The organism is Nostoc sp. UIC 10607, assembly GCF_047228265.1.
In the GTDB taxonomy this organism is placed as follows: Bacteria; Cyanobacteriota; Cyanobacteriia; order Cyanobacteriales; family Nostocaceae; genus Nostoc; species Nostoc foliaceum_A.
This window is the reverse complement of the sequence record NZ_JBIQNW010000007.1, coordinates 13,198-29,791: the sequence shown is the minus strand read 5'-3', so window position 1 is coordinate 29,791 and position 16,594 is coordinate 13,198. Positions and strand designations below refer to the sequence as shown.

Below are 16,594 nucleotides of genomic sequence, written 5' to 3'. Positions count from 1 at the left end.
GCTATTAGCAAGAGCAATGCAAATTGTACCGATTTTTATATCAGGTGTAGTTGGTGCAGCCGGCTCTGTTGCATTTTCGTATGGAGTAGCTTCACTGCCATGTGGATTGGTATCCAAGGGTGCGGATAGTGTTTGCCAAGTGCGTAGTTTTAGTAAGGCAGTTGATAGTTGGAAATTTGGGTTTATCGTTGGTGGTTTAGTAGGATTGATTTTCAGTCCTCGTCATCAATTTATATCCCGTTTTCAACCCATTCATTTGTCAACTGCTTCCTTAATTACTTTGGGAATTTATTTTTCAATTTCTCAAAGTACTGGTGTTTATTCATTGTCGTCAAATAGTTTAAAAAGAAAAGTTAGTGCAAGAGATTACTCACCACATCCTTATTCACCACGTTTGAGTGCTTTTTTAGCAACAATTCGTTGGGCAGAAACAGGAACCAGTGAGTCAGAAAGTTATCGCAAGTTAGTATTTAACGGAACTTTTAATGATTTTTCTACGCACCCGTTAAAGAAACAGTGCGCTCCTATTAATGGTAAAAATGTTTGTTCGACTGCGGCTGGTGCTTATCAAATGTTGGATATAAGTTGGTATGACCTTCAGCCAAAGTTAAACTTAAAAGATTTTAGTCCAGCTTCTCAGGACAAGATGGCAATTGAATATATTCGTCGTAATAATGCTTTAAGTGACATTGAAGCAGGAAGGTTTGATACTGCTGTATGCAAAGTAGGTAGGGTATGGGCCAGTCTTATTTGCAACTCGTATAATCAAAACCCAAAATCTTTAGAAGAGTTACGTAATTATTATCAAAAAATGTTGGTAGTTTATGGAAGTCAAAAATAGGGTAAAGGTTTGTGCCATTTACGTTTTAACTTAGGTACATTAACTTGAGATAGTATTTTCCATAATTCTATTCCTCGTTTTCCTGCTACATGATATCGATAAGCTTTTGAATTCATGCTTTGTTTGGGTTTAGCACATTTGTAGTGATTATTAGGAACCCAAATATCAAACCAGTTTTTTACCCAATTGAGTACTTCTATTGTTCCTGTGAGGTCTATTTCTATGCTATTAACTTTTCCTTTGACTTTGAATAAGTTTACGCCACCATCCCCATCTATTAATCCGATAATGAATGCTTTTATCAATTGCTCATTATCTAGAACAGGAGGTTCAAGAGTCAAAGATTTATTTGGTGTAATATTAAATCTGCCAATTAAATCATCACATATTTGTTTACTGTTTATTCTCAATCTAAAGGCTTTACCATTAGTGTAGGTTTTCCCAAATGGATATTGATGTTTTTGATTAGAATTATGCATTTCGGCTATTTGACGATCGCATTCAAGTAAATCCTTTAATGTTTTTAAATGCTCTAAATCTTGTTCCTGTAGTCCAACTTCTAAAATATAACCATGACTTGAATAATTTATGCATCCATCAGCTGCTAAAAATCCTGCCCAATAGCAATTTTCTAAATTTGGAGTGCTAAAATAATTATGATTAACTGTGTACGACTCAAGTTTTTTTAATTTCATTGCTTGAGCTTTCGCTCTTACCCCTGCTTCGTCTCTACCTAATTTTTTTCCTATGACCTCATAAGTTTCAGTTAAATAGTTATCTTTGAGGTATCGTATTTCATCTTTTGTCCATCTATGGCGTTGTTTTAGGTTAAGTCTTTGTGCTTTAGCGTGAATTGCGGGAAGAGTTCTATGAGGCATGAACTGAGATTGTATCATCTTTGGTGATAGCTCAGAGTAAAGTTGGTGTAATATTTCTTCTTCCTCGACAGTCCATTGTGGTTCAAGTATTAATCCTAGTAGCCTCAGTTTTCCTTTTACTGATTGTCTACTTCTATATGGAAAATATTCCTGATGTATTTCATCAATATTTGGGCATTTTGTAACTAATTTAGCAAGAAGTTTTTCTTCTTCTGCATTCCACCTATTCCAATTTTTCATAGTGAATTTTTTAGTCCTTAACTTAATTTTATCATTCTAATAATTGAAAAAACAATGTTAGATCTGTATACTGATAACAACAATACTGAATTTCAAAAACAACAGCTTTGGACTGCAATTATACAGGCCAAACAAGATGGTTTAGACAATGAAGAGATTATACAGAATGTACGGGAAGCTTTACCGGACGCAATGGTTTCTTATGCTGAAACTGTTTTAAAGCAGATTGACTTTAGAACAAAATTATCACGTCCAGTTGTTGAATTTAATTTAGAATTTTTATTTCAGGTAATATACGAATCAGTAATTGCAGGTACAAACGATGATGAAATATTATCAATATGTGCAGAACACTGTACTTTAAATCAGTACGAGTTTGTACGTTATGCACTTGAATATATCCATCTCAATCGAATGCCATCTCAATGGGAGCAAAATAACGTATATCAAAAAATGATTGAGATAGTTAGTAACTCGCAAATTGAAGCTTTATTTGAACATATTGAGTCTATAAAAAATATTTATCTCAAGCAGATTGGCTATGAAGTAGTGCAGCACAATCTTTATAATTTATTTTTAAATAATAAATCAATTACTTATTTTACTGATTTAGCCAACCAATCTAAAGATAGATTTATTAAAAACTATTGCTACCGAACGGCAGTGCTTGTTGCCCGTGCTACAGGTAAAGCAATAGATTTAAAGCAGGTAAGAGATGGAACAATTGTTTTAAATGAAACTAAATGTTTAAATAGTGAAATTGCTAATAATGGGATTGTTAGCTCAAATGTTTTAACTATGGGACAAGCAGGAAAACTATTAGTTGATACGTTAGAAGATTTTAATATTAATGCTAAGTATGTTGATGCCAAAAATGGCCCTACTTTTAACCGTATTAGGGTAAAACTGGGACGGGGTGTTAGTTACAAGAAAGTAGAAGACATAGGTAATGACTTAGTACAGCAACTGGGTGAAGAATTAGGCTTGAAAGTTGCGCCAATGGTGAGTGTAGTGCCTGGGGGAGTTGTATTTGACATACCCAGGTTAGACAGACAATTTGCTTATTTCCGTGATTACTTTACTTTTGACGGCGAACCTGACATTTATTCGGTGTCTATCCCCGGTGGTGTTGATGTTGATGGCACTTATGTCGAAATTCCCCTTTATAGCGATAACGTGACCCATATCTTGGGTGGTGGGCGGACGCGGGGTGGAAAGTCGCAGTTTGAGAAAGCCGCAATCTTGTATTTGGTGCGACGATATCCCCCTTCTGTTGTTCGATTGGCACTTTCAGATGTTAAGCGCGTGACCTTTGGTAAATTTGATGGACTTCCCCATCTTGTTGCCCCAGTTGCGCGTGATGCAGAGTCTACCGCTAACTTGCTTGATTACTTGGTCGAAGAAATGGAATTGCGTTACCAGGAATTTGAGCGCCACAGCAGTATTGAAACGATCGCACAGTACAACTCACGGTTCGCACCTGATTTTGTCATGCCACGAGTAATTTGTCTAATTGACGAGTGTTTTGATCTACTTTCCGATGATAACTATTGCGATCGCATTGAGACTGCGCTGATGAAGTTGCTTGCAAAAGCGGGTGGTGCGGGGATTCATGTATTGTTATATACTCAACGACCTGACAAAAATGTGATAGACCCGTTGATTCGCTCAAACTTTCCAGCGAAGACAGCCTTTGTTACAACCCGTCCTGAAGATAGTTGTATTATCCTTGGGGACGATAAAGATAAGCGTGCAGTTTATTTGCTGGGATACGGTGATTTTTTGTACAAGACGACTGAAGTTTTACGACTCCAAGCTTTATATGTTGCTGACGATGAAGACCCTGAATACTTTCAGCAATTACTCTTGGAAGCAAAAAACCAGAACGATCCTTATACAGCATGGAAATCTGGGTTAGACTTTGATGAATTTGCCGCTAGTCTGTATGGCGAGAGTAGTAGTAATGATAATGGTAAATTTAAAGCCACTACTGCTACTAAAACTAAGCAGTCTAAGACTGATTTTGAGGGCAGTTTTAGTTTTAAGGTGCAGCTTGACGAAGAAGCAAGAAACTCAATTATGAATTTGCATCAAAAGGGCTATAAACTTGATGAAATTGTCAAAGCAGTATTCAATTTATCCCGTCAAGATGGTAGGTCATACAAGAAATTTAGAAACGTTGTCGAAGAATTTTTAAATAACTTTAAAGGTGGCGGTGAAGATGATATTTGAACTAACCATGCCTTTACCCCCTTGTATGAACGAAATTATTAATCAGGCACGGTCAAGTTTGCGAGCTAGTGCTGAACTTAAGAAGTATTGGACAAACTTAATTGGTGAATTTGTTAGAGACTGTGAATTTTGTTTAGATAGTACAGTGTGGATTGAGTTTCATTGGTATCTCAAAAATTTTGCACGAGATAGTGATAATGTAGCTGCTGCCGCTAAATTTATTATGGATGGGCTAGTTACAGGACGAGCAATTCGTAACGATAACCTGACAGTTATCCAATCACCTGTTGTACATTACTATCATCGCAGTAGTGGTAATGATGGTGTGCTGTTAAGACTTTCACAATCACCTGATTTTTTATTAGATAATTTTATTGTATCTAACCAATTTTCTAGAAAAAGTTTAGAAAGACACAATCAAAGAATCACACATTTAATCTCAAAATAATTGTAGTTTATCTAAAGGATAATAGTAATGTTACGTTATCAAGAATATACTTGGTTGATTGGTAAACTAAATGCAGGCAAGAATGTTAATTTATGGGGTAAACAGGATATTGGTAAGACTTTTACTGTTAAAAACTATTTACTTAAAGATATTACTTTAGAATCTGTCTATCTCAATCTTGAATATCCTTTTAGTGTGGCTCATCTCTTTGATGTTATTCCTATGAGTTTTGATTTGTACTACCAGCAGGATTGGCAAAATATAGTAAGCGAATTATCTGAAGGATTCAATAGACTACTTGTGATTGATAATTTTGATAGATTGCACTTTGCTAGTGATAGTTTTAGCGACGATTTATTGAGATTACAACAGTTGGCTAAACTAGAAAATTTTTCTTTACTATTAATATCTCGAATGCCGCTAAGATATTTTCACTTTCCGAGTTTTGCTAACTGTTTTGAAGAATTGGAATTAAACGAAACTAATACTTGGACTTTTGGAAAGTAGGTAGATATATGGCTTTTAGATATCGTGTGTAGAAGTTTTCCACGTCAAATGATAGTTTTAGAGTTTAAAGCGAAGGGGAAAACAACTCAATATGCAGCCATAGATGAGGCGATCAAGACTGCTCAATTCGTCCGCAATAAGTGCATCCGTTTTTGGATGGATAACCGAGGTGTAGGGCAGAAAGAGCTATATCGTTACAACACTGCATTAAGGGCTGAATACTCTTTTGTCAAAGACTTGAACTCTCACGCTTGTCAAGTAGGTGTGGAACGGGCTTATAGCTCTATTGCTCGATTTTACAACAACTGCAAGAAAGGTATTCCAGGAAATATTGGTTATCCAAAGTTCAAGAAAAACAACCGTTCAGTGGAATATAAAACATCTGGGTGGTCACTTTCACTCTTACGGAAACAAATAACCTTTACCGACAAGAAAGGAATTGGCAAGCTCAATCTCAAAGGAACGTGGGATTTAAACTTCTACCAAGAAGAGCAGATAAAACGAGTTAGGTTAGTCCGACGTGCTGACGGGTATTATGTTCAATTCCTAGTTAGCGTAGACAACAAAGTAGAGACACAACCAACTGGTAAAACTATTGGATTGGATGTGGGACTTAAGGAATTCTACACAGACAGCAATGGACATAGTGAACCTAACCCACGATTTTATCGAACCGGAGAAAAGCGTCTTAAGTTTCGACAAAGACGTGTATCTCGTAAAAAGAAAGGCTCTACCAACCGCAAAAAAGCCATTAATAAATTAGGGCGAGTACACCTCAAAATAAGTAGGCAACGTGAAGAACATGCCAAGAGAATGGCGCGTTGCGTAATCCAATCTCACGATTTGGTAGCCTATGAAGATTTGAGGATTAAGAATTTAGTTAAAAATCATTGTCTCGCCAAATCGATTAATGATGCTGGTTGGTATCAATTCAGAAAATGGTTAGAACATTTTGGGGTGAAATTTGGCAGAATTACTGTTGCGGTCAATCCTGCCCATACATCACAAAATTGCTCTAACTGCGGAGCAGTAGTCACAAAATCTCTATCTACAAGGACTCATGTTTGTGAATGTGGATTTGCACTCGATAGAGACTGGAACGCTGCTATTAATATCCTGAAATTAGCCTTAAGTACCGTAGGGCATACGGGAACTTGGATCTTAGATCCAAACGCTTCGGGAGATTTGACCTCTACCCATGTTGGAGCAATCCTGCATGAGCAAGTTGGATCTATGAATGAAGAATCTTCGCCCTTATAGGGTGGAGAGTGTCAATTTCTGATCGCGCAACAAGTGACTTCTGCTCAAGTGATCGAGTGTGTGGAAATGCTTGCTTAGAGTGTGATGAAAAGCCTCGGTAAAAACTGGGATTGCAAAACTACTCCCTTGGGCTAGGATAATACTTGCTTGATGACTCTTTCTATTAAGGTTGAGCTTCTAAAATGCGTCCTATACTTCTTGGCGATAGTGTTGGTAAACCTCTCTTAGCAGCTTCTTCTGCTACCTGCATATGGTAGTGGTGCTTTGAGCGACTAGGTTTTCGGTTCTTGCTCCATTCGCTGATTTCGACAATTTTGCTTGCCTCTGTACTTTTGCACTTCTTAGGTCTGCCTACGTTGACACCCAATACTTCATTAGCTTTTGCGATCGCTGAGTCCTGGGTTTCTGACAAGATGGTACTTGATGTCCATCTTTTTTTCCACTTTGCTATTGAGTTTTCGGTTACACCAATCTCTTGGGCTAAAGCTACATATTTCTTGCCTTCGTTTAGCCCTAGCAGAATTTTAGCTCTTTTGCTAACTTCATCGCTGCTAGTTGCCGCTATGTGTTCTAGTGCTTGTTTTTCAAGAGAATTTAATATCTGAAGATGAGGCATCTAAAAATTTACCCCTCTTTACTGTACAATTTTGCCAAATGGAATGAAGCCTGATATACTCTTTTTGTAGCGTTCATTTTTTCTAAAAACCCACCCAAAGCCCTGGTGCAAACAGGGCTTTGAGGAGAAAACAAGCCCACTTGTTAGTAAAACAAGGCGGAACATTGTTTTGTCAATTTAATTAACTAGAGACATCATATCATGAGTTTAACCAGTTTTACAAATCTTTCTTTCGGTAGATGTATTTTTCCCAAAAATAACACCAAAAAATATCTCTTCAATGAAATTGGTTTTAAATGGGTTAATAATAATAGTTTTCTACTGCGAAAATTCTCTTCGGGAGATTGTTTGATAATTAATTGTTCATTATTTACAAAAATTAATTATTTTCTAATAATAGCACTTTCATCCACTGGAGAAAGTGCCATCAGTCCTGCTGCTTGATTTTTCCTGCTTTCTGCTTAAGCTTTTCAAAATTGAACTTATCTTTTTTAGGCAATTTGTAACCCGGAGTATCAATATGTCTGAGGTGCATAATCCGGCAATTGTATATATTTCTCCTGCGGAGTTGGTAGTTCATCCAAAGCTGATAGAAATATACGGTGAAAATGAGGATCGTCCGGCTTTGGAAAAAAGTATTTCGGAAAAAGGGATTCTGGAATCTTTGAAGGTAACTGCACGCACTGGTGTAAATGTCGTTTTAGCTGGTAAGTGTCGTTTGCAGATAGCCCGCCAGTTGGGAATTTCTGCTGTGAAAGTGGAATTTGTCGAGTCTGGCTCGCCTGAAGAAGATTTGAAACTAGTGCTTGACTTTAATCTCCACCGGGAAGGCGGGAAGACTCATTACCAGAAATTTCACGAAGGGCAGTACTGGGAGAGCGTACTTCGTCCCCAAGCCAAAGAAAGACAACGGGAAAGTGCCCGTCGTTTGAATGAAACGAAGTATTCAAATTTGAACACTTCGATAGATGAGAGTAACTCTCAATTAAAGAAAGGTAAACCTGTGATTCGAGAGGTGTCGGAGAATCTAAGGATAAGTGTTGGCAGTTATCACAAGGGTAAGAAAGTATTTGAATATATTTCTCAATTAAGGGAACTGCAAAAATTTAAGGCAGTTGTGGCACTGGAGGCGGAATTTAACCGGAGTATCGATGCAGCTTATAAGTTTGTTTGCAATCAAGATATCTGTGACCAGGTTATAGACCTGATTGAAGCAGACGAGATAGGTAGTATAAGTGATGGTATCGCTTGGATGCGGAATGGCGAACGCAATCCGTTTCGGCGTTTCCAACTTGGTCAAGTATATCAATTTAAGAAAAGACTGCGGCCAGAGTTGGAAATTGTGGGGCGTGTTATAGGTATAACTAATGAATTTGTTGTGTTTGGATTGAGGAATTTAGTAAATATGAACCTAGAAATCGTGAATCTACGTCCGCGACAGATTGATGCGGAGTTGCAAGATGAACCATCTGCTGAACAGAGAGCAAGAATTCTTCACTTAATGGAAAAGTTTAGGGATGTTTTCCCAGTTCAGGTATCTTTAGCTGAATTGTTAAAACTCCCAAATTTAACTGATAAAGAGGAGGTTTTATTGCGGATGTATGAGTCTGACGTATTTGAAAAAACTTGGGAGGATTATAAGAACCAAATGAAAGCAATGGAAGTGTCTACAAATAGAAAAAAGGGTAATGTTCGTGCTGCATAGGTAGCTGTGAGCAGTTAATCTAGCAGAGAATTTATCCCACAATTTAACGTTACCTAATAGATTAGCATCTCAATACTGATTGCAGTACGAGTTCATATTTTGGGTGCTGAACTCGTATGGATATATTTGACTGTTTTTTGTTTTTAAATTCGTTGGTGGAGTGTAATTTCATCTTCACCAATTGTACTAACCTCTGCCAGTTTTTGGTGACACTTTTAGGTGTTACTAGCTTTGCATTCTTATTCCAAAACTATTTTCTAGATTTAGTAACCACTTCGCTAGAACTGACGTATTTAAATAGCTCTCAAAAAAAAGTTGGGTAGCCGCATTGTTGTTGGTGAAGCGTGTTGGACTAAATCTTAGCCTAAGCCTATGTATGTCTAAGCCTAAACAAGTATAAGCCTCTGTTTGCTTTCAACCACGAGACGATTACCAGTCGTCTCCAACAAGCGGATAACCAACCGCTTCTTAATAAAACAAAAATTTCAAATTTAGGCTAACACATTTTGACCAACAGCGAGGCTACCTGATGCACTAAAACCATCAGGACAGTCACTCATGTTCCAAGAAGATTTCGGGGCAGATGTTGATAACAGGCCCCAATTAAGTCTTTCACAGCCTGTAAAAAAGAAAATCAAACCCCACCTGCCCTCAGAATCATTGGGTAAACGCTACGTAGAGCGTTTTTGGCATCCATTTGGGGCGATAGTTGCCCCTTCTTTAGTAGAAGGTGCAAAACCAGCATGGCGTACCATCGATTATTACCTGCAACCTTCCCAACTGTGGAAGCTGCACCAAGATAAGTCAAAATTAGTAGGTCTGCGTTTTGACAACACAACCCGTTACGCGACAATCGATTTAGACTTTTTTGGCGACTACCATAACATTGAATCCATAAATCGCATCAAAGCGGCACTAGAGGAAATCGGCATAGTCGATATCGTCATTCTCCAGTCCAGCTTTAGTGGTGGTTATCATTTGATTTTAAACTTTGCATCTCCCCTGCCTACCTTTGCCCTAGCCTGCGCCTTAGAAATTACTTTGAGAAATGCAGGCTTTATCCTGCGCCAAGGACACCTAGAAATCTTCCCAAACACTAAACCATATAGTGCCAAACAAATAACCAACTACAAAGCCATCCGTTGTCCCATGCAACCGGGTAGTGGGTCATTTTTACTTGATGATGACTTACAACCAATTAGCGATTCCGTTTCTATCTTCCTCGACTATTGCGATCGCGCGGCCAGTCGGCAAGATTTAACCAAATTAAAACGGGTAGCGAACAAAGCCAAAAAACAAATTGCACGGGAGAGATATCGTAAGCAAGAGTCTGCTGATGCTGCACAGTGGCGTGCTAACTGGGAAGAAACAATTGCGATTGGTTGGACGGGACAAGGACAAACAAACACCCTCCTACAAATTTTTGCAGGCTACGGAATCGTCTTTCTAGACTTAAGAGGCGATAAATTAGTCGAATTTTGCCTTTCCACCGCAATTAACGCCCCTGGCTATAAGCAATATTGCCGACACCAACATGAAATCGAAGCTAGAGTACGGCATTGGGTAGGATGCACAATTCGTAACAAATGGTACAGTGCCTACGTTAGTTATCCCGAACGGCTGTTGGGTACATTCGCCAATACATTTGCAGAAGCAATAGCAGGCGTTAGCAGGATCGATCAACCTAAAGATAACGTAATTTCATTTGACCGTCGCCTCCAGCAGAACTGGGAACGTAGCCAACAAGCCCAAAGACGCATCCAGATAGTAGTAACAGCAATAGAGTGGAGTAATGGATTACCAGCAGGGGCTACTGAACGGGCAAAAGCTATACGTGCTGAGTATAAACGCCGCTTTAACAAAACTGTCTCTCAAGAGACACTACAAAAGCACTTACATTTGTGGCATCCCACACGCTACATTTTAGACCCTTGGGCAGAAAATAGCTTAAACCCTTATCAATCAAGCGAGAACGGGCAATTTTACGAATTTCAAAGCTTATTTGTAAAACACAATACTCAAAGTCCTTGTGGAATAAGTAATTACGTTCATTCTTTTTATATGAAGGTTTTTTGTAAGTGTTTACCTCCTGCTGCTACAGCCCCCCAAGGGCTGGCGTCAGCAGAGGTAGTTGAACAACCTGATGTTTTTCAGGAACACTCAGCTGTCATCCAGTCTGCGGAAAATCTTGAATTCATAAATTCTTCTAATACTGCTGAAATTAATTTAAATATAACTAGCAATCAATTAGAGAATTCTGTTCCTATAGATATTTTACAACCAAATGAACTCAGTTCTCATCAGGATTTTATATACCCCAGTAGCTCCGGCACGTCATCAAAACTAGATAATCAAAACTTATCTAATACGGAGAATAACGGGCTGGGTGTAGTTTCGATACCTGTTGCGGTTGCACCAGAACCACCACAGGAAATTGCCAACAGTGGGCAGCAGAGAGCATCCGAGGGTAATTCAACACCTGCTAGAGTGACAGCAGAATCATCACTCCAAAGTGCCAATAACGGCTTGCAGAGTGCATCCAAGGGTGATTTGATCCCCGATGTAATTCCACCAGAACAACCACTCCAAAACCTCAACAACGGCTTGCACGGTGCATCTGTTGGTGAGGAGACTGCTGATGTTTCCTACCGCATCGAGGAACTCAAGCGAGTGACAAAATTACGGCTAATGGCTTTAACCCAAGCTAAGGCTAAGGTGCGCCAATACTGCGTAATCACGGGACATATTCTCAGCACTCAAGAACGTGATCGCTTAGAGCAACGTGCCAAAATGCAATTCTACTTCGATTCCGGTAACGAAACTCTAATTGCAGAAGCTAAGGAGTGGGCGACTGCCAATCCTGGGTGTCTACCGTTTTCCTTGGAGTTGGAAAGCGAAAAATTTTGGAAAAGATGAGGGATATCAGGCGCTAAGGTATTTTAGATTTTAACTGCACAAAAAGAGGTGATTCAGCTTTACAGAAGTTATTATATTTGTGAGGAAAATTTGGTACAAAAATACAGAAAGAGATATGAAAGATATCTTAATGGAAAAACTCTTTAATCAAGCAGTTGAACCAATCTTCCAAGCCAACAATTTAACTAAATATTCAGCACTCAAACAAAGGGAGGATGAATTTAAATCACTGTTTAATATTGAATTAGCAGAATACGTGGACTCGAAAAGAGGATTTAATTTTTCTCTATTTATCCGCGACTTTTTAAGTGAAGATTGCTTGCCGTACAGGGATGCTATTCAGCAAAAATATGGAAAGCGGGCAGCAGATTTGATCGGGGAATTAATTTGTATTTGAAAGCAAAAAAAGCTAGCAGGTAGTTAGAATTTTATAACTATATGGTCAGCATTCCGTGCAAATTTGAAACTATGTATTTGTATCTTCCTGACTTAATTGTTGCCCAAACTCAGATATTGAACCTGTAGTTACAGCTTTTTCTAACAATTGATTCAGTAACTCAATGTCATATAATTCATTTAGTTTTTCTACTAATTCAGTAGGAACATCTTTAAATCGAATTGTTAGGATTTGAGCAATATATTTCTGGGTAGCTTTTGCTATACCTATGCGTTCTACGCTTGTTATGTATGTCATTTGCTGTTCAGCCTCAAAACGCTCTAATTCGGCTTGAAAATTTAAGTCTAACTCCGGTGGTAGAGTCATTAATCTATCTAGCAACCGGAAGATTTGCTGGATTTTATCTCTACTATAGCCTAACTCATACATTCGTTTAATTAAGCTCAACTTCCATTGCAATCGGCCTGCTAAATCTTGAGTTGTGGCTTGTGTCCGCAGGTGCGCCATCACCAGTACAGCAAAAGGACTATCACTTTGTTCTAATTCTGACCAACGAGATTCATAGTCCAGTAGTTTCACAATGGGAAATTGAAGACTAAGGCGACATCCCCAACGACCATAATTATATTCTTGCGGTCGCCAATTGGCTTGATTATCCCCCAGAATTGCCAAGCTCACAACTTCTTGGTTATAACGGTCAAAGATTCTGTAGTGGTAAGAAAACATCCGTTTAGGGAAGTTGGGGTCTACTTGACTTTGAATTTCCAAATGAATCAGCAACCAAGTTTCCTTTCCATCTTTTAGCCAAACTTTGATTAGCTTATCGACAAATTGTTTACCAATTTCAGATTCTCTCATCAACTGCTGCAATTCTTGATCGAGAAAATTATAGCCTCGTTTCCAGTCAATTTCTGCTTGAATCTCTGGAAAAAAGAATGCCAGAAACGCCTCAAAGTATTGTTCTACACCTTCCTTCCAAGCACCATCATAATCTGCTCTTACTTCACTCATAGATTATTTCCAATCAAAATATCATAATGCCTTTTTTGAAAGTCAAGTTACTTTAAACGACATAAAATTTATGACTAATTTACATATCAACAAATGTTGGTTTAATGTGGAATTTTGTTGCTTGGCTTTTTGAGCGAAAGGTTACATACTCAAAGTAGTTTATTCAAAATAAATTAGGAAAATTTTATTGAGCAATATAGTTGCTGATTTACCTATTGCATTAATTTAATTTATGAATTTTTTGTTTACAAATTAAAAATTTAGATTGACATTAACCTAACACAACAAAGTTTAGTTACTTTGTAAACAATATTATGACCCGAAAAAATAAAGAACAACCAGCCATGTCAAATAATACTTCCTCCAATACTAATGGTAAACCTCAAAAGCGACTGATAATTATAACAGGTGATAAAGGTGGCGTAGGTAAAAGTACCTTTGCAAGAGCAATCTTTCAACTTTATATTAATAAAAATTTACCCTGTGTTGCTTATGAAGCTGACTTAAGGAATCCTCAGATAGAAAGATATTTTCAAAAAGATTACCGCCCTATAATACGTTATATTGATATTTTTCATAGAGGTGGTGCTGACGATTTATTAATTAATCTAGATGAGAGTGATTGTCCTATCACATTATTAGACTTGCCAGCACAATCTGGAGGTTTCTTTGAAAGTTATGTCAAAGAGCTTGCATTTTTTGAAGTTCTGAAAACTGAAATTAATTGTCGAGTGACAATGGTTTCAGTGATTAGTAGAGTTCTTGACTCTATAAATGTTTTAGAAAAACTTCGTGAACTTTGTAAAGACCAAGTAGATTATATTGTTGTCAAAAATCTATTTCATGGTGAAGAAGAAAAGTTTGAGCGATATAATGACTCTTCCCTACGTCAAAATATGCTTGCAGAAGGTCTGATAGAACTTGTAATGCCAGATTTATTCTACAAGTCTTATGACTTTCTTGACCGCCATGCTTTAACCTTTAATGAAGGTCAGACTCATCAAGAAACAAATATTGTAATTAAGTCAAGAATTAAATCTTGGCTTGCTGAGTTTGAAACGCAAATTAAGCCAGCATTTAATTTATTGGGTTTTGATATACAACCAGATGACTGTTACTACCCAGCAGTTGTGGAAAAATCTAAAGAGCTTAGAGAAAACGAAGAAAAAGAAAAAGCTAAAAACCAAGATGCAAATTTACCATCTGAAGATATAGCTGCTTAATTGAATAGGTTGCTTGGTTTTTATGTTTGGAAAGCGTTTTGTAATTACATCGGGTGATGCTCGTGTGGGTAAGTCCACAGTTTCTAGGCTCTTGCTGGAATTGTACTTGAAAAGTAAATGCAATGCGCGTGTTTTCTACCACGGTTATCGTAACAAGCTATCGATGTATAAAACAAAAGGTTTTGAAATAAACCATTTGGGATTGTCTAGGGGCGATTCGGATAGATTATTACTTGACTTAGAAATGTTTCCAAATATTGATGTAGTTTTGACAGATATGCCAGGTCAAAACCATCAGGAGTTCAAGTTTTTTGATAAAGATGTTTCACTGATAGGAAATCTTAACCATCTCGGATATCGTGTTACTTTCTTGCACCCGATATCACATCGTAAAGACTGTGTTGAAGATTATCTTGAGGATTTATACCAGCATTTTGGTAGTCAAGTTGACTATATTGTTATCAAAAATTATTACTTTGGCAAGCAATTTCGATACTATGAAGGTAGTAGATTCCAAGCTAATATTAAAAAATTAAATGGCTTGGAGCTAGTTTTGGGCGGGTTGCATAACGACTTTTACCAGTTGCTTGAGGATACTGGTTTACCCTATGCTCAACTTATTGAAACTGACTCTCCTCTTAATACTATTCAGCGTTCGATAGTATTCAACTGGATAGAGAATTTTAATAATTCTATTGTTTCTAATGAGATTGCTTTGAATTATTTAGGGCTAAGTAAGAACTGTACAGAACTAGCTTCTGTAGGTACAAATCAACAAAATCCTTCCGATTTTGATGTAAATGAAGATATTGAATCTGAAGAATGGTAAGTATTAGCTTTACCAAATTGACAGTGAGGTTTTAAATTAACTGTTTAAACCACCTATGACCAATATTGCAAAAGTTGTTGAAAAAGTTATTGCGGAATATTCTGAAGAAAAGAAAGCAGAGGTCACTGATTGGATACTTAAATTGGGTGTTCGACCTGATGACCCCTTGTTTAATCTATATGCGGAACTAGGTACAACCCAATTTGCGTTGCAGCAGCTACCCGGTAGGCTTGACTCGCTTGTGGTGGGTTGGACTGACATGGTGGACGATAAGCTTAATAGTGCTTCTAAGGTGGCAATACAACAACAAAAAAGTGCGATCGCCCAAGCCGCTAAGGATTTAATTAAGATGACTAAGCAAGCTGGTGGGGCATTGCCTCTGTTGGGTGTAAGTAATTGGCGATTGGCACAAATAGCGGGAGTGTTGGGTTTTGTACTGGCTTTGGGATCTGTAATTGGTGTTTTTACATATAAAACTATTGCTGAAAGTGTAACTTTTCAGCAAGCGGCTTCTGGAACTGCTATTTTACAACCCGAAGATAAAAAGCTTCTGGATTGGGCCAAATCTAATGAAGGTAAGGTAGCACGTAGTATTTATGTTAGAAACGCTGCCATCATTAAAACTTGCCGCCAGCAGAAGAAGTATTCAGGTGGCTGCATAATTGCAGTTGATTAATTTTCTAGGCAACCCAGCCTTTGTATCCCTTATTACTCGTTTTAGCTGTATCCTTTTGACTATTTTGGTTAGTTTTGACTCTTGTATGGGTTTCTTGAGTAACTTCTTCTTCGATTTTCATGTCTGCAAAGCTGAGGATTCCCAGGCGGATAGCTTCCCGGATAGCGTTTAATCTATCTTTGACTCCTAACTTGATAAATGAATTATGTAAATATGACCTGACTGTACCTTCGGAAACATACATGACATTAGCAATTTCGTTATTTTTCATGCCACCAGCTGCTAATTTGAGAACTGTAATTTCTTTATTAGAGAAATCACTTAACAAATCTAGTGAATCTCTATCAGCTGTGTCATTTAACCTTAGATTATCAATTAGAATGCGATTAATAGTTGGGTCAATCCATGATTCGTTATTGTACGCAGCCATTACTGCTTCAATAAATCTTTCTCCTACTTCTTCTCTGGCATTATTTTTACAGTAGTAGCAGTCTGCGCCATTACTAATTGCTGCATTAATGGTATCTCGACTGCTATTTGCAGTCATAACCACTATTTTAATTGACGCGTGTTTGCATTTAATTAAACTTATGACATCAGTGCCATTGATATCAGGTAAATCAATATTTATCACTACGATATCTGGCTTTTGTCGGTCAACAATTTCTATTCCTTCTTTTCCAGTTTTAGCAAGGCCACATACCTGGATTTTACCAGTTTCAGATAATATCGCTGCCGCGCCAACCCTAGATATGTTCTCATTTTCAATGATGACAACATTAATAGGTTTCATATTACATACTGTTTGGTTTAGT

General features: G+C 37.7%; 15 protein-coding genes. 11 read left to right on the top strand and 4 right to left on the bottom strand.

Going from position 1 to position 16,594, the window contains the following annotated elements:
* The first annotated feature begins 16 nt into the window (after positions 1 to 16).
* The gene (locus ACEYW6_RS08710) at positions 17 to 841 is read left to right on the top strand and encodes a lysozyme (protein WP_412979390.1); all 825 of its coding nucleotides are present in this window, start codon (positions 17 to 19) and stop codon (positions 839 to 841) included.
* Here the strand turns inward: ACEYW6_RS08710 and ACEYW6_RS08705 are convergent.
* Positions 832 to 1,959, bottom strand: coding sequence for a hypothetical protein (locus ACEYW6_RS08705; RefSeq protein ID WP_412979389.1), 1,128 nt, complete (start codon positions 1,957 to 1,959; stop codon positions 832 to 834). The two genes, ACEYW6_RS08710 and ACEYW6_RS08705, sit on opposite strands and share 10 nt — an antisense overlap.
* Positions 1,960 to 2,013: 54 nt before the next feature.
* Here ACEYW6_RS08705 and ACEYW6_RS08700 point away from each other — a divergent pair, with 54 nt between their 5' ends.
* From ACEYW6_RS08700 to ACEYW6_RS08685, 4 genes are read left to right on the top strand one after another with little or no spacing between them, the layout of a single operon-like run.
* A complete protein-coding gene (locus ACEYW6_RS08700) occupies positions 2,014 to 4,191 on the top strand; it encodes a DNA translocase FtsK (protein ID WP_412979388.1) in 2,178 nt (725 codons plus the stop codon).
* Complete coding sequence (locus tag ACEYW6_RS08695; protein ID WP_412979387.1) at positions 4,181 to 4,639, top strand: hypothetical protein; 459 nt, start codon at positions 4,181 to 4,183, stop codon at positions 4,637 to 4,639. Before ACEYW6_RS08700 ends, ACEYW6_RS08695 begins: the two co-directional genes overlap by 11 nt.
* A gap of 27 nt (positions 4,640 to 4,666) precedes the next feature.
* Positions 4,667 to 5,146 carry an ATP-binding protein gene (locus ACEYW6_RS08690; RefSeq protein ID WP_412979386.1) on the top strand — a complete coding sequence of 160 codons (480 nt, stop codon included), beginning with the start codon at positions 4,667 to 4,669 and terminating at the stop codon, positions 5,144 to 5,146.
* Between the two features lie 48 nt (positions 5,147 to 5,194).
* Positions 5,195 to 6,406, top strand: a complete 1,212-nt coding sequence (locus ACEYW6_RS08685; RefSeq protein ID WP_412979385.1) for an RNA-guided endonuclease InsQ/TnpB family protein — start codon at positions 5,195 to 5,197, stop codon at positions 6,404 to 6,406.
* A 163-nt stretch (positions 6,407 to 6,569) separates the two neighbouring features.
* On the opposite strand, the gene ACEYW6_RS08680 is transcribed toward ACEYW6_RS08685, so the two are convergent.
* A complete protein-coding gene (locus ACEYW6_RS08680) occupies positions 6,570 to 7,022 on the bottom strand; it encodes a helix-turn-helix domain-containing protein (RefSeq protein ID WP_185568843.1) in 453 nt (150 codons plus the stop codon).
* A gap of 520 nt (positions 7,023 to 7,542) precedes the next feature.
* Between ACEYW6_RS08680 and ACEYW6_RS08675 the strand changes: the two genes are divergently transcribed.
* The 3 genes from ACEYW6_RS08675 to ACEYW6_RS08665 all read left to right on the top strand — a co-directional run bounded on the left by ACEYW6_RS08675 (position 7,543) and on the right by ACEYW6_RS08665 (position 12,040).
* Positions 7,543 to 8,727 carry a hypothetical protein gene (locus ACEYW6_RS08675; protein ID WP_412979384.1) on the top strand — a complete coding sequence of 395 codons (1,185 nt, stop codon included), beginning with the start codon at positions 7,543 to 7,545 and terminating at the stop codon, positions 8,725 to 8,727.
* Positions 8,728 to 9,285: 558 nt separating this feature from the next.
* Entirely contained in the window at positions 9,286 to 11,643 is a 2,358-nt protein-coding gene (locus ACEYW6_RS08670; RefSeq protein ID WP_412979383.1) for a hypothetical protein, read from the top strand.
* A gap of 115 nt (positions 11,644 to 11,758) precedes the next feature.
* On the top strand, positions 11,759 to 12,040 hold the full coding sequence (locus ACEYW6_RS08665) for a hypothetical protein (protein ID WP_190951124.1): 282 nt from the start codon (positions 11,759 to 11,761) through the stop codon (positions 12,038 to 12,040).
* A 69-nt stretch (positions 12,041 to 12,109) separates the two neighbouring features.
* Here ACEYW6_RS08665 and ACEYW6_RS08660 read toward each other — a convergent pair whose 3' ends face one another.
* The gene (locus ACEYW6_RS08660) at positions 12,110 to 13,051 is read right to left on the bottom strand and encodes a transposase (protein WP_412979382.1); all 942 of its coding nucleotides are present in this window, start codon (positions 13,049 to 13,051) and stop codon (positions 12,110 to 12,112) included.
* Positions 13,052 to 13,365: 314 nt separating this feature from the next.
* Here ACEYW6_RS08660 and ACEYW6_RS08655 point away from each other — a divergent pair, with 314 nt between their 5' ends.
* Genes ACEYW6_RS08655 through ACEYW6_RS08645 form a run of 3 tightly spaced genes read left to right on the top strand, consistent with a single transcriptional unit; the run spans position 13,366 to position 15,779 of the window.
* Positions 13,366 to 14,274, top strand: a complete 909-nt coding sequence (locus ACEYW6_RS08655) for a chromosome partitioning protein ParA (RefSeq protein WP_412979381.1) — start codon at positions 13,366 to 13,368, stop codon at positions 14,272 to 14,274.
* Positions 14,275 to 14,296: 22 nt separating this feature from the next.
* Positions 14,297 to 15,103, top strand: coding sequence for a hypothetical protein (locus ACEYW6_RS08650; protein ID WP_412979380.1), 807 nt, complete (start codon positions 14,297 to 14,299; stop codon positions 15,101 to 15,103).
* A 55-nt stretch (positions 15,104 to 15,158) separates the two neighbouring features.
* The gene (locus tag ACEYW6_RS08645) at positions 15,159 to 15,779 is read left to right on the top strand and encodes a DUF6753 family protein (protein ID WP_412979379.1); all 621 of its coding nucleotides are present in this window, start codon (positions 15,159 to 15,161) and stop codon (positions 15,777 to 15,779) included.
* A 4-nt stretch (positions 15,780 to 15,783) separates the two neighbouring features.
* Here ACEYW6_RS08645 and ACEYW6_RS08640 read toward each other — a convergent pair whose 3' ends face one another.
* Positions 15,784 to 16,572 (bottom strand): response regulator, encoded by a 789-nt coding sequence (locus ACEYW6_RS08640; protein ID WP_412979378.1) that lies wholly within the window; start codon positions 16,570 to 16,572, stop codon positions 15,784 to 15,786.
* Positions 16,573 to 16,594 lie beyond the last annotated feature (22 nt).